Origin of the sequence: Marinilactibacillus psychrotolerans, from assembly GCF_900101525.1 — a bacterium.
Taxonomy (GTDB): Bacteria; Bacillota; Bacilli; order Lactobacillales; family Carnobacteriaceae_A; genus Marinilactibacillus; species Marinilactibacillus psychrotolerans.
Genome location: NZ_FMZD01000001.1, coordinates 1 through 13,635 on the forward strand (window position 1 = coordinate 1; position 13,635 = coordinate 13,635).

At 34.4% G+C, this 13,635-nt stretch carries 14 protein-coding genes; 2 read left to right on the forward strand and 12 right to left on the reverse strand.

Translation table 11 applies throughout. The features are described 5' to 3' along the window. Both BLT22_RS12265 and BLT22_RS00010 read left to right on the forward strand, forming a co-directional pair. Positions 1 to 202: hypothetical protein (locus BLT22_RS12265; RefSeq protein WP_218127220.1), on the forward strand; the 202-nt coding region annotated here is incomplete at its 5' end. Between the two features lie 195 nt (positions 203 to 397). Beyond that, entirely contained in the window at positions 398 to 874 is a 477-nt protein-coding gene (locus BLT22_RS00010) for a hypothetical protein (protein WP_091759266.1), read from the forward strand. A 142-nt stretch (positions 875 to 1,016) separates the two neighbouring features. Here BLT22_RS00010 and BLT22_RS00015 read toward each other — a convergent pair whose 3' ends face one another. The 12 genes from BLT22_RS00015 to gmk form a co-directional block, all read right to left on the reverse strand. Further along, a complete protein-coding gene (locus BLT22_RS00015) occupies positions 1,017 to 1,382 on the reverse strand; it encodes a hypothetical protein (protein ID WP_087058548.1) in 366 nt (121 codons plus the stop codon). Positions 1,383 to 1,477: 95 nt separating this feature from the next. Next, a complete protein-coding gene (locus tag BLT22_RS00020) occupies positions 1,478 to 2,125 on the reverse strand; it encodes a thiamine diphosphokinase (protein ID WP_091759269.1) in 648 nt (215 codons plus the stop codon). After that, the gene (rpe, locus tag BLT22_RS00025) at positions 2,126 to 2,776 is read right to left on the reverse strand and encodes a ribulose-phosphate 3-epimerase (RefSeq protein WP_087058552.1); all 651 of its coding nucleotides are present in this window, start codon (positions 2,774 to 2,776) and stop codon (positions 2,126 to 2,128) included. Next, the gene (rsgA, locus tag BLT22_RS00030; RefSeq protein ID WP_087058554.1) at positions 2,776 to 3,690 is read right to left on the reverse strand and encodes a ribosome small subunit-dependent GTPase A; all 915 of its coding nucleotides are present in this window, start codon (positions 3,688 to 3,690) and stop codon (positions 2,776 to 2,778) included. The genes rpe and rsgA overlap by 1 nt, the downstream gene beginning before the upstream one ends. A gap of 28 nt (positions 3,691 to 3,718) precedes the next feature. After that, positions 3,719 to 5,698: a Stk1 family PASTA domain-containing Ser/Thr kinase gene (gene pknB / locus BLT22_RS00035; protein WP_091759272.1), complete on the reverse strand. Its 1,980-nt coding sequence runs from the start codon at positions 5,696 to 5,698 to the stop codon at positions 3,719 to 3,721. After that, a complete protein-coding gene (locus BLT22_RS00040) occupies positions 5,685 to 6,479 on the reverse strand; it encodes a Stp1/IreP family PP2C-type Ser/Thr phosphatase (protein WP_091759275.1) in 795 nt (264 codons plus the stop codon). Before BLT22_RS00040 ends, pknB begins: the two co-directional genes overlap by 14 nt. A gap of 119 nt (positions 6,480 to 6,598) precedes the next feature. Continuing rightward, positions 6,599 to 7,954, reverse strand: a complete 1,356-nt coding sequence (gene rsmB / locus BLT22_RS00045) for a 16S rRNA (cytosine(967)-C(5))-methyltransferase RsmB (protein ID WP_256333872.1) — start codon at positions 7,952 to 7,954, stop codon at positions 6,599 to 6,601. Then, complete coding sequence (fmt, locus tag BLT22_RS00050; protein ID WP_091759280.1) at positions 7,944 to 8,891, reverse strand: methionyl-tRNA formyltransferase; 948 nt, start codon at positions 8,889 to 8,891, stop codon at positions 7,944 to 7,946. The genes rsmB and fmt overlap by 11 nt, the downstream gene beginning before the upstream one ends. 20 nt (positions 8,892 to 8,911) lie before the next feature. Beyond that, the gene (gene priA / locus BLT22_RS00055) at positions 8,912 to 11,329 is read right to left on the reverse strand and encodes a primosomal protein N' (protein ID WP_091759283.1); all 2,418 of its coding nucleotides are present in this window, start codon (positions 11,327 to 11,329) and stop codon (positions 8,912 to 8,914) included. Between the two features lie 13 nt (positions 11,330 to 11,342). Beyond that, positions 11,343 to 12,578 carry a bifunctional phosphopantothenoylcysteine decarboxylase/phosphopantothenate--cysteine ligase CoaBC gene (gene coaBC, locus BLT22_RS00060; RefSeq protein WP_307723864.1) on the reverse strand — a complete coding sequence of 412 codons (1,236 nt, stop codon included), beginning with the start codon at positions 12,576 to 12,578 and terminating at the stop codon, positions 11,343 to 11,345. 161 nt (positions 12,579 to 12,739) lie between these two features. After that, a complete protein-coding gene (gene rpoZ, locus BLT22_RS00065; protein ID WP_087058564.1) occupies positions 12,740 to 12,952 on the reverse strand; it encodes a DNA-directed RNA polymerase subunit omega in 213 nt (70 codons plus the stop codon). Between the two features lies 1 nt (position 12,953). Beyond that, entirely contained in the window at positions 12,954 to 13,571 is a 618-nt protein-coding gene (gene gmk / locus BLT22_RS00070; protein WP_091759286.1) for a guanylate kinase, read from the reverse strand. Between the last annotated feature and the right edge of the window lie 64 nt (positions 13,572 to 13,635).

Consider the following 13,635-nt stretch of genomic DNA (forward strand, 5'->3'; position numbering starts at 1 on the left):
TAAGAATGGTTTGTTTTTACAAGCGCTAACTGAAACGATTCCTGCTTTTAAACAGGAAATTATCCCTGAATTCAAAGGGATAATCCGTACATTACTAAAGAAATATAAAACTAAAAAATCAATCGGTGTGATTGAAGGCGGTATTGGAAAGTACTGTGCGTCTTCTCACGCTCTGGGACAGTTGGCTAAAGCACTAAAATAAAGAGAGTTTAAGGCTGTTTACTGAGGGAGAAAGGCTCAAAGAGCCCATATCCCTCAGTAAACAGCGAAAAACAATAACAGGAAAAAGTGATTCTAGAGATTTCCTACAACAACTTGACACACACGAAAAATAATGCAAATACGCAATTTGGAATTATTTGATATACTTAAATGGAATATAAAATAGGAGGTATATATGACTAGCAAAAAAAGTTCAAGTAATAAAATTGAAGAAGGCTTTGGATTAGCTATCGCCTTTATTATAATTTCTTTAATTTTATTGCTAGACATTGTAAGTTATGATTCCCAAACCCTGAAGTTTGTAATTTCTGCTATTACTGGATCGATAGGCGTAGTTGGATTAGGAGGTCTTGAAATTAATAATTTTACTGGGAAAAGTTTTAATATTGATAATATTACCATTGGATTGTTTTTTGTTGCTCTTTATATATCAGCTTCAAACTTTTTTGATGGTGACATATACCAAACTCTAATCTTGATTTTACTTTTATTTGGTATATACGGATTAGCCACGGGTTGTATAAATTTATTAATGCATCTTGTAAACTCAGAAAATAGTATGAAAAGAAATGTTTATAACTTTACACTTTTTATCATTGAAATTATAGGTGGAATTTCAGCAATCGTCAGCATCGCTGAAATCTTTATTTAAATTTAATTAAAAAATCCCTCATCCAATTAATGGCGAGGGATTTTGAATATTAACTTATCTTTTCTAAAAATTCTAAATAATGTGTTGTCCCCTTTAAAAAATAGTTCAAAAAGAGCTCACTTAATAAGTGAACTCAAAAGATTCATTTTGAAAGAGACTCAAATTTTGAAATCAATTTTTTTTGATATTCTTTAATACCTATTACATTTGGCTTAATAATAAATTTAATCGTTTCGTCTCTTGTTATAATACTGACTCTTCTTATACTTCGACCCGTTACTTTTATGCTCCTAATTTTCTTTAAAGGAATCACTTCTACTGTTTTTTCATCCAACTTAATATCTAACTGAGATAAAGTTAGATTATATTTATCTAGTACTACTATATAATATTTAGGCAGTGGTAAAAAAAACTTTTTATCTTCTTCTACATAACCAGAAAAAGGTTGGAAATTTCCGTATTTGCTTTTTGCTTCCTCTAATGCAGATTTGGTAATCGCAATTTTCATTATATAAACTCCTTCTCTTACTCTCGTTTAGCTCAGATAAATTCTACATCAGCAATTTAAAAAAGTAGGAAATCCGTTTATCCTGACTTTTTTAGCTAATCTTTACTCTGAATAAAAGCGATCAATCCTTTATCAAACGAAGCTGTTCCCTTTTCCATAACAAATTCATTGCTGATCAACGCGATAGGGTACTCAAAACTTTCTTTATCTAAAGTATACTTGAAGCTATTGTCTAATGTTAAATTGCTTAAAGCAGTCAGTCCAATAAAAGAACAGTATTTTTTATCCTGTTCTTTATACAGTGTATAGCTTCCAGGTAAATAAAAACTCACTGTATTGGTTTGGTTAATAAATGATAACTTTGCTATGATTCCTTCAAATCTTGGTTGCAAAACAATCATTATAATACTCAATAGATGGTCCAGCCTTCCTCCTGACCATCCGTATAAAATAATTTGCTCGGCCTCAAATATCTCTGTAGCATATACTAAACTCAATTCTGCATCTGTGTCATCTTTTTCAGGCTCAAAACTGATTATTTTCTTGGAAACTTTTTCTATTATCTTTTTTTCATCTTCTGTTATAGAATCAAAGTCACCCAATGATAGATCGATAGAATAATTATTTTGAGCTAGCAATAATGCTCCTCTATCCACACCGATGTAGTGATCTTGCTCTTTCATCGGAGGCATCGAACGTTGACGATGATCCGGACTACCTAACATAATATGAACATTACTCATTTAATTCACCGCATGCTGCAATTTAGCAATCTGTTCTACAGGGTTTTCTGCTCCATAAATATATGATCCAGCAACAAAAACTTCAGCTCCTGCTTCTTTACAGATTTTTGCTGTTTCAGGTTCAATACCACCATCCACTTCAATCATATATTCGTAATGGTGTTTCTGAATTAATTGGTGCAACTCTCTAATTTTTGCAACCGTTTCGGTTAGAAAACTTTGTCCGCCAAAACCAGGATTGACTGTCATAACGAGCACTAAATCCACCATGTGTAAGACAGGTTTTATCATCTCAATTGATGTTCCAGGATTAATTACAATTCCTGCTTTAACTCCATTTTTACGAATAAGTTGTAGTGCCCCGTGAATGTGATTTGTACTTTCGAAATGAATAGAAATATAGTCCGCTCCTGCTTTAGCAAAATTCTCGATAAAATTTTCAGGATTTTCAATCATAAGATGACAATCAAGCGGTAATGATGTATGAGGTCTTATTGCATCTACGACATTATAGCCGAATGTTAAATTAGGAACGAAGTGACCATCCATAACATCTATATGGATCCAATCAGCCCCCCCTTGTTCCACTAGTGATACCTGTTCTTTGAGTATTGCAAAATCTGCACTTAATATTGACGGAGCTATTTTCATTAAGATTCTCCTTTTCTTCTATATTTTGGTTTCCTCTTTTTTATTTCTTCTAAAAATAACCGATAATTATCGTATCTGTATTCTGGTATCTCACCTTCTAATATTGCTTTTTTCACAGCACAACCTGGTTCGGTCAAATGAAGACAACCACTAAATTTACAATCTGATCTTAATCTCCACATCTCAGGGAAGTATTCTGACAGTGATTCCTGCTCTATTTCATCAAAGGCTAGCAAACTAAATCCAGGAGTATCCGCAATAAGGCTCTCTAATAAAGGAACCAGTTCAACATGACGAGTCGTATGCTTACCTCTACCTAACGATTGAGATGTTTCTCCAGTTTTCAGTTCCAATTCAGGATTTAATACATTCAATAACGTTGATTTACCAGCACCAGACTGTCCCATGAAGACAATCAGGTTATTTTTAAATTGTTCATTAAATAGAATTTCCAACTGTTTCTTTTTTTCTTTATCAGTTTTTTCTATTAGAACCATTTGATAACCAATCTTATTATAATCTTTTTGATATTTCTTGATTTTTATTGTTTCATCATGATCTAACAAGTCCATCTTAGTAATAAATATAATTGGTTTAATATGCTTGGACTCTAACATTATTAAGAACCTATCCAATAATTGGTTAGAAAATTTGGGATCCGCTGCAGACATAATAATGATGCCTATATCTACATTGGCAACTTGGGGTCTAGTGAGTTCATTTTTTCTTTCTAAAAGTTTTTGGATGACGCCTTCATCTTGATTTCCACTTTCAAATTCTACATAATCTCCTACTAGAGGCGTAATCTTTTGTTTTCGAAAAACACCTCTTGCTCTAGTCTGATAGATCGTATTCGATCTATCTGTGACATAGTAAAATCCACTAAGGGCTTTAGTTATCTGACCTTTTTGCAATTACGCCCATCCTTTCTTACCATTATCCTTATTCAGTGAGCCCGGATTCTTCTAGGATTACTTCTCCATCTCTTTCAACTCTGTAGCTTGCAGAATTACCCTCTTCAACAGTGAAAGTAAGAATTTCAGGAGTATTTTCAGTAACTTCATATTCTTTATAAACTGAGTCTAAATCATTTTCTGCATCACCAATGAATATCTTTATCTGATTTGGTATCGGCTTTTGTGTCTCTTCGTCTGCATCACTATCAGGATCTTCAGAATCATCAGGTTTTACATAAGGAATAATGATTCCTTTATCAAATGAACTTACCTTGACTTCTGCAGGTCCTGTTGAAAAGACAACTGAAATTCTACTACCATCGTACACAGTTGTTCCTGCTTCTGGAGATTGCCTACTTACTTGTCCAGCTGGAACTTCTTCATTTGGTTCACTTGTACTAGAGACGGATAAGCCAATATCATTTGCATAGTCAGTTACTCCTGCTTCTGAATATCCACTAAGATCTCTTAAGGTAAAACCTTCCTGTCCCGTGCTTACTGTAAAAGTAATTATCGTTTCACTCGGAACGACTTCTTCCCCGGCGTCAACATCTTGTGCTATTATATTCCCTACTGCTATTGTATCACTACTTTGTTCTTCGCTCTCAACTGTAAAACCAAGTGTAGTTAACTCCGCTCTAATATCTTCGTAAACTTCATTTTCATAATTTTCAACTTTAAAAGGTTCACTCCCACTACTAATAAAAAGTTTAACAGAAGCTTCTTCTCTTAAGGTAGACCCTGAGGATGGGTCTGAACGAATAACTAAACCTTCCTCAACTTCTTCATTATTTTCTTCTTTCACTTCTCCTAGCACAAGATTACGGCTAGACAATTCTTCTATAGCTTCTTCTTGAGTTAGGCCTACAAGATTTGGAACCTCAACTTCTTTTGGTCTGTTGAATAGGAAAATCCCACTGCCAATAAGAATAAGTACAAATATCCCTAGAAATATCCATAACCATTTCCTTTTTTTCTTTTTCTCTTTTGGTTTATTCTTTTTGCCTTTAGCCTGATCCGCTATATCTTGGGACTCTTTAGGAGTATCTTTAGTAGAATGCGAGTCTAATGGTACTGCAATCGGTTCGATTACTCTCGTTTCTTCTTTAGTTGTATCTATCGGTACAAACTTTGCTTCTCCTGCTCGCTCAGGTGACAAAGCTGTCTCCAGATCTTCTTTCATTTCATCTATTGTTTGATAGCGTTGACTTGATTCTTTTGCCGTTGCTTTTAAAACCACATTTTCAAGTGGTTGGGGCATTCGACTATCAATATTTCTGATTGATGGTAATTCCTGTTGGAAATGCTTTAGTGCAATTGAGACCGCGGACTCGCCATCAAATGGCACGTCTCCTGTGAGTAATTCGTAAAGCAATATCCCTAGAGAATAAATATCAGATTGTTTAGTAGCCATACTACCTCTTGCTTGTTCTGGAGATAAATAATGAACAGAGCCCAAAAGAGAATTTGTTTGTGTTATAGAGTTTTGAGAAAGCGCGACCGCAATTCCAAAGTCTGTAATCTTAACATTATCATGAGCATCAATCAATATATTTTGAGGCTTGATATCCCTATGAATAATATGATGCTGATGAGCATAACTAACAGCTGCTAATATCTGTTTCATAATCTCAATTGATTTTTTGTATGGGATTGGATGATAATCGTGAATATATTGTTTCAGATCCGTTCCTTCTACATACTCCATTACAATATAAGGATTTTCATTTTCTCCGACATCATAAATGTTTACAATATTTGGATGAACGAGTTCTGTAGTAGCAAGTGCTTCTCTTTTAAAACGTCTGATACTATTTTCATCATTATGGAAATTATAAGCCATTAATTTAACGGCAACATCACGCTCTAAAATTAGATCGCGCGCTAAATAAACTTTTGCCATTCCACCTGAACCAATACTTCTTATGATTTTATATCTTCCGTTGATTCTCTCACCTGTTTCCATCTGAAGAACCACCTTCCCCAATCGTACTTTCCATATCAATACTTTCTGATGAATTATATTCAATTAAACAGACTGTAATATTATCTGACGCTCCTTGGCTAAGCGCATTTTTGACTAAAAGTTCAACTTTATCCAAGTCAGTTAGTCTTTGAGATAATAATGTTTGAATTTCAGTCTCATTGATTGCATTTGTCAACCCATCAGAACATAAAAGCAAGTTTTGTATTCTAGTATTAGACAAATAAAAGAAATCAATAATTACATTTGATCCTATTCCTAGAGATCGAGTAAGTGTGTTTCTTTTTTCATGTATTAATGCTTCTTCTTCTGTTATTTGACCATTCAATTTTAATTCATTTGCAAATGAGTGGTCTTCAGTTACTTTGTTTAAGGTAGATGCTTCAAGAACATAAGCTCGACTATCTCCTACATTAGCAACCAGAGTTGAATCCTCAAAAATTACCGCTGCTACTAAAGTTGTTCCCATTCCATTTAAATCCTGAAAAACTGTAGCTGCATCATAAATTCTTTTATTTTCTTTGTTTATGTGTTCTCTAAGCCACTGCTCTGCTGAATGGATTTCTTGTTCATTAAATTCAGACTTTTTCCAACTGTTGCCTAACTGCAGCACTGCCATTTCACTTGCAATATCTCCTGCATTATGACCGCCCATTCCATCACAAAGAATAGCTAAAATTTGATTGCTCAAATTTGTAAAAGTAGCAACGAAATCTTGATTTGTCTCCCTTTTACCAATATGAGATTTAATGGTAGCTTTCAGTTTTCCTCACTCCTGATATACAATTAAATATATTTTTATTTCTTAATTGCTATGTACCTGTCGCAGTGACAGGCTCTTATAACTAATAGTATGTCTTATTTTCTTATGATGTACAAGTCTCATTTTGCTTTTGTTAAAGAACAGATAAAGAATCCATCAGTACCATACTGATGTGGATAAAGTCTTAACATATCATCTTCATCTAAATCGATATTATTACTTTCCAGGTAAACAGGTTCGGTAGTATACTCAGGATGGTTACTTAAAAAAGTTTGGATGACTTCTTCATTTTCTTCATGAGTAATCGTACAAGTGCTATAAACTAGGCGACCACCTTTTTTCAAAAGTGATGCTACGTTCACTAAAATATCTAATTGGATTTTTTTAAGCGAAATTAAATCTTCAGGCGTTTTAGAGTAACGAATTTCAGGTTTTCTCTTCATTAAACCCAGACCTGAACAAGGTGCGTCTACTAGTATTTTATGGAATGTTTCATCAGACACTAATTCTTTTATCTTTCTTGCATCAATATTTTGGGTTTTTACAACGCCTTCCACATGCTGTCTTTTTGCATTCTGTTCAATTAGTTTAATTTTATGTGCGTGTAGATCTAAAGCCAAAACTTCCCCACCCTGACTCTGATCAAGATAAGTAGCCATATGAGTTGTTTTGCCACCGGGGGCAGCACAAGCATCCAATATTTTGTCTCCAGGATTAATTTTAAGTGCTGGGGCTACAAGCATTGAACTTTCATCTTGGATAGTAATCATTCCGGTTTTAAAAAGGCTGGATCTAGCTGGTAATCCACTCTTACTAATTAAACCGTAAGGAGAAACTTTACTTTTTTCTACACTATATCCTTCATCCATTAACTGTTCTATAGCCTTTTCAACAGTGATCTGCTTTGCATTAACTCTTAAACTAACTTTAGATTTTTCCAATAAAGACTGTGCATATTTCTCTGTCTCTTCTATACCGATATTTTTTATACTTTGGTCAATGATCCAATCAGGGAGGCTATACATCGTTCCTAACCTAACAATCGGATCTTTTATTTTAGAATAGTCGGGTTTTTCACTACGCAGGACATTTCTCAATACTCCATTGGTCAATCCTGCTATTCCTTTATGACCTCTAACTTTTGCAATATTCACCGCTTCGTTCAATACTGCATGATCTGGCACTCTTTCTAGATAATACAATTGGTATACTGATAAACGTAAAAGCTGTAACACCCAATTTTGGATCTTCTTTTTATTATTTAAATAAGGGTCAAGTATATAATCGAGTGTACGTTTTCTTTGTATAACCCCATATACGATTTCTGTCAACAAGTTACTTTCTTCTTTTGAAAGATTTTCTTTTTCAATTGTCTGACTTAATACAATATTACTAAATGCACCTTTTGAATTTACTTTCTCTAATATCGTCATAGCTAAATATCGGCTGCTTTTTCTAATAGAATTATTCTCCAAATCGTATTCCTCTCTCTAAATGACTACCAGCGCCCGTCAGATAATTCAAACTTTTCATTCTTTGTTTTCCTGACGGCTGGATTTCATATAATGCTAATAAAGTATTCCCTCCACAGGCTACAATAATTGCATCTTTTCTGATTTCTTCAATAACTCCTGGATTTTCCGTGGCTTTTTGTTCAAGGGGTTCAACTGACCATACTTTAAATCGTTTTCCTTCAAGAATTGTATGCGCACCTGGAAAAGGTCTTAATCCTCTTACCATATTATCGATCTGTGAAGCTGTCTTGCTCCAGTTTATTTTTTCTTGTTCAGAATCAATCATTGGTGCGTATGTTACTTCTTCTGTATTTTGAGGTATAGAGTCATTCGATTGATCGAATATAGAAGGAAGTGTTTCAATCAGGCAATCTCTTCCTAAGATACTAAGCTTTTCAAACATTGTACCTACGTCATCTTGTCTAAAGATTGGTATAGAACATTGTGCGATGATATTACCCGCATCCATCTCTTTTTCCATATACATTATTGTGACTCCTGTTTCTTTATCTCCATTGATAATTGCTGAATGGATCGGAGCCGCACCACGATATTTCGGAAGTAAAGATGCATGAACATTAATTGCTTTTAAAGTAGGCGCTTTTAGGAGCTTTGTTGGGACATATTGACCATATGCTGCAGTGACGATAAGATCTGGCTTTAAATCTAAGAGCTCTTTCATCTCTTCAGAACCAGATAGTTTTTCAGGTTGAAATAGAGGCAATTCCAATTCTATAGCTGCTTGTTTAACTGGCGGTGGGGTTACAATCTTTTTACGCCCCACTTTTCGGTCTGGTTGAGTGACTACAGCAACAATCGCTACTTGTTCAAGTGCCGCTAACGCTTCTAATATTGGTACTGAAAAATGTGGTGTTCCCATAAATATTATTTTATACACGTTATCTCTCCTTTAACAAATTATATGAAGTTCATTGGCTGTGAATCAATCGAAATAAACAATCCTTTAGCTTGATCCTTTTGGGTTCTAGCTAATAATTCATGTAGTCGATTTGATAGAGCTTCTTCTTTTTTATACTTTATGATGACTTGAAAGTGATATCGATTATGAGTTCTAGCAATTGATTTTGGTGTTGGCCCTAAAATAATTGCTTTATCACTTAAAACTGGCCTTATGAAATGAATAAACTCTCCAATTTTTTTAGCTGCAGTCATCTCATTCTCATGACTGACAGAGATTCTAACTAAAAAATAATAGGGACTGTAATCACTTAAATGCCGTAAATGCATTTCTCTTTTATAAAAAGAATCATAATCATGTTTTTTTGCATATTGAATAGCATAATGTTCCGGATTAAAGGATTGAACATAGACTTTTCCAATTTTTTCTGCACGGCCTGCACGGCCACTAACTTGTGTCAATAACTGAAAGGTTCTTTCCGCAGATCTGAAATCGGGCAAACCTAAAGAAGTATCTGCATTGATTACTCCTACTAAAGTAACGTCTGGAAAATCTAATCCCTTAGCAATCATTTGCGTTCCAAGCAAAATGTCTGCTTTTTTATCTCCAAAATCTTTTAAAAGCCGCTCATGAGCTCCTTTACGTCTTGTTGTATCCACATCCATACGAATAATTCTTGCTTCTGGAAACAATCCGTTTAGTTCTTCTTGCACTTTTTGAGTTCCTGTTCCAAAATACCGTATACTTTTACTCTGACAATTAGGACAGATTGCTGGGATACCTTCTTCATGGCCACAGTAATGACATTTCATTGTTTTTGTATCCATATGCAAAGTTTGAGAGATATCGCAATTTGGACACCCTAACACAAACCCACAATCCCTACACATGACAAATGAAGAATACCCTCTTCTATTTAACATTAAGACAGACTGTTCTTTTTTTTCGAGACGTTCTTTAATTGCAGCTTGCAGGCTTAAAGAAAAATTACTGCGGTTCCCTTTTTTTGCCTCTTCTCTCATATCAATAACTGAAACTTCAGGCAAAGCTTTTTTATTCGCTCTTTCTTTTAATTCCAGTAAAGTGTAAACGCCTTTACTGGCACGAGCACTAGATTCTAATGAAGGTGTAGCACTTCCTAAGATAACTGGACAATGGTGATATGCGCCTCTCCATATCGCAATATCTCGAGCATGATACCTTGGGTTTTCTTCTTGTTTATAGCTTGTCTCATGTTCTTCATCAATAATGATCAATCCAATTTTTTTAAGAGGAGCAAATACACTGGATCTTGCCCCTACAACAACTGAAGCTTCTCCATTATTGATTTTTCTCCATTCATCATACTTTTCCCCTTCAGATAATCCGCTGTGTAAAACAGCCACCTTTTCTCCAAAGCGACTTTTAAAACGATAAACCATCTGAGGCGTTAAAGCAATTTCCGGTACTAGCATCAATGCCCCCTGATTTTCATCAAGTACTTTAGAGATAGTTTGTAGATAAACTTCTGTTTTCCCACTACCCGTAATGCCTTTTAACAAAAATACCTCATGTACATTTTCAGCCATTTTATTTGAAATTTTATTATAAGCTATTTGCTGATCTGGATTAAGCATTAAGGCAGTCGTTGTCTCAATTTGTACATTTTTAAATGGGTCACGGTAGACTTCTACATCTTTAAGCTGGCACCATCCTTTATTTTCAGCGGCCTTGAGGGTTGATAAAGTAATACCATATTCTTCAGTCAACCATTTAACATCAAGCCATTCTCCAGAGTCGATTGACTGTAAAACATTGATCAAGTCAATTTGACGTTTAGCATTCGCTCTTAATCCTTCTCTAATTTCTTCCAGTTGTTCAAAACTAAGTTTTGAAGTAACTTTTTTTATTGTTTTTTTTGTACGCTTATCTTTTACTTCGTAGTTCACTTCGACTTTTCCTTGTGCTTTGAGTTCTAACATTAACTTCACGAGATCACGATCAATAACTTCTTCCCACGTCAACTCCTGTTTACCCCTGAACACTTCAAATAAAGTTTCTTCTTCTAGATCATCTATTAGAGAAATTTTCTTTTCGTATTTCGCTCTTAAAACTGCCGGCAGCATCGTCTGGTAACAACTAATTCGAAAGCTGAACGTCTCCTTAGCCATAAATCCTCCGAGATCAATCAACTCTGTATTTAAAACAGGCATTAAATCCATTAGTTGATCAATTTTCTTTAATTCGCCATTATAATCTGACGTTTCAAATCGATTTATAACAAAGCCTTGCACTAATCTAGAGCCATTTCCAAAAGGAACTACAACGCGCATGCCTGATACTAGTCGATGTTCAAACTCTTTAGGTATTTCATAGTGAAATGGTTTATTTGTTTGCAGTACTGGAACATCTACAATTACTTCCGCTATATGAGGCATGAATGTCCTCCTTTCAGCCTAATTGTTCAATTACTAATTCAATGATACGTTCAGCAATCTTAGATTTATCAGAAAGTGATATTAAAACTGGATCATCTTGTTTTGAATAAATAACTACTTCATTTTTATTAGAGTGGAAGCCTCTATCTTTTTTGCTTACATCATTTGCTACAATAAAATCAACATTTTTTTCTGTTAATTTCTTCAAAGCATATTCTTCTATATTTTCAGTTTCAGCTGCAAACCCTACTAATAATTGATGCGTCTTCTTTTGGCCCATTTCTTTTAAAATATCTTTTGTTTTCTTTAATTCAATCGATAACTGTTCTGTTTTCTTCATTTTTTGATTTTCCTGTTTCACTGGTGTATAATCAGAAACCGCTGCTGCCATAATTAATACATTTATATTATCAAAATTTGCATCAACTACTTCATACATTTCTTGAGCAGATTCTACCTTAACTTTCTTGATCTGACTATGGACAGCTAACTCACTAGCTGTAACAAGAGTAACTTCTGCTCCTTTTTTCATTGCTGCTTCTGCGATAGCATGTCCCATTTTGCCCGATGAGTCATTCGATATATACCTGACTGGATCAATTCTTTCTTTCGTGCCTCCAGCAGTAACAATTATTTTTTTTCCCTGCAAAGGAAGATTATCACTCTGATTGATTATAAAGCCTTCGATTTCATCAAGAATAACTGTACTATCAGGAAAGCGTCCTTTACCACTATAGCCTTCTGCTAAGAAACCAGTAGCGGGTTCCATAATATAAACTCCACGTTTTTTAAGTATCTCTATATTTGTTTGAGTGGCAGGATGTTCATACATATGCTCATTCATAGCAGGAACAACGAAAATAGGGGTTGTTGTTGCTAAAAGTGCTGAAGTCACAAAATTATCTGCGGTTCCATTTGCTATTTTCGCAATCGTATTGGCAGTTGCTGGTGCAATTATAGATAACTCAGCCCAATCGGCATGGTGGATATGTTGTACATATTTTGGATCATCTTCAGAGAATGTGTCGACATGCACAGTTTGTTTACTCAGAACCTGAAAAGTAAGTGGAGAAATGAACTTCGTTGCTGAAGGGGTCATAGAAACTCTAACTTCGGCACCCAATTTCATTAGTTCTCTCATTAAACTAACCGACTTATAAGAGGCAATTCCTCCTGTAACATAAAAAGCTATTTTCATTTCGTTGAACATGTTTATCCCTCGATTCATTACTTTCTTGTATTTTACCAAGAAAATCCTTTCCTGTCTTTATCTCAATATTTTATGTCTTTTAAAAAACTGATTCACAAGATTCATTTCATAAAAAAACCTCTGCTAATTACTTTTGCTAAAGGAGTGTAGACTTAAGCAACGAATAATTACCTGCAGAGGTTTTTTAAATTGGACTTGATTTATTTACGGACACTATCAGGATCTAAGACAATATCGCCAGATTCTATTTCTTCTAGTGCTTTTCCAACATTTTTTGTTGATACATACTCATCTAATAGTTCTACATTCTTACCATCCTGCATTTCTTTAGCTCGCTTAGCTGCTAAAATGACTAATGAATATTTTGAATCTATTTTATCTAATAATTTATCTTGCGAAGGGTATAATAACATATTACTCCATCTCCTCTATAATTTCTGCAAATTCTTTCAAGTTACGCGTAACTTTCAAGTGCTCACTCTCAATGATATTTCTTATTTTCCTTGCTGCATTATTGACCGTATCATTTTCTACTACATAGTCATAGTATTGAATTAACTTTAATTCTTCTACGGCTTTTGTCATACGTTTTTCAATCATTTCTTGAGTATCTGTTCCACGATTGACAATACGAGAGTTTAATTCTTCTAAATCAGGCGGAGATAAGAAAACAAAAATTCCTTCAGGCATTTTTTCTCTAACTTTTAATGCACCTTGAACTTCAATCTCTAAAAATACATCTCGTCCTTGATCTAGAGTTTTATTAACATACTCTAAAGGAGTCCCATAATAATTACCAACATATTCAGCATATTCAAGCAGTCCATCTTTTTGAATCAAATACTCAAATTGTTCCTTTGTGCGGAAATAATAGTCTACACCATCAATTTCGCCTTCTCTTTGTTTTCTAGTAGTCATAGAAACAGAGTAATCAAAATCATTATTATAATTATCAAAAATGGCTTTTCTAACTGTTCCTTTCCCCACACCGGAAGGTCCAGATAAAACAATCAGTAATCCTCGCTCAGTCATTATTACTTCCTTCCCAAAACAATTCTATCGGTTGAAACCTTATCCTCAATTTTAACACATAATC

Bases quoted from the DNA above. Each gene is read 5' to 3' on its own strand.
- BLT22_RS00010 (WP_091759266.1), top strand. From the start codon at position 398: ATGACTAGCAAAAAAAGTTCAAGTAATAAAATTGAAGAAGGCTTTGGA.
- BLT22_RS00015 (WP_087058548.1), bottom strand. From the start codon at position 1,382: ATGAAAATTGCGATTACCAAATCTGCATTAGAGGAAGCAAAAAGCAAA.
- BLT22_RS00020 (WP_091759269.1), bottom strand. From the start codon at position 2,125: ATGAGTAATGTTCATATTATGTTAGGTAGTCCGGATCATCGTCAACGT.
- rpe (WP_087058552.1), bottom strand. From the start codon at position 2,776: ATGAAAATAGCTCCGTCAATATTAAGTGCAGATTTTGCAATACTCAAA.
- pknB (WP_091759272.1), bottom strand. From the start codon at position 5,698: ATGGAAACAGGTGAGAGAATCAACGGAAGATATAAAATCATAAGAAGT.
- priA (WP_091759283.1), bottom strand. From the start codon at position 11,329: ATGCCTCATATAGCGGAAGTAATTGTAGATGTTCCAGTACTGCAAACA.
- rpoZ (WP_087058564.1), bottom strand. From the start codon at position 12,952: ATGTTATTATACCCTTCGCAAGATAAATTATTAGATAAAATAGATTCA.
- gmk (WP_091759286.1), bottom strand. From the start codon at position 13,571: ATGACTGAGCGAGGATTACTGATTGTTTTATCTGGACCTTCCGGTGTG.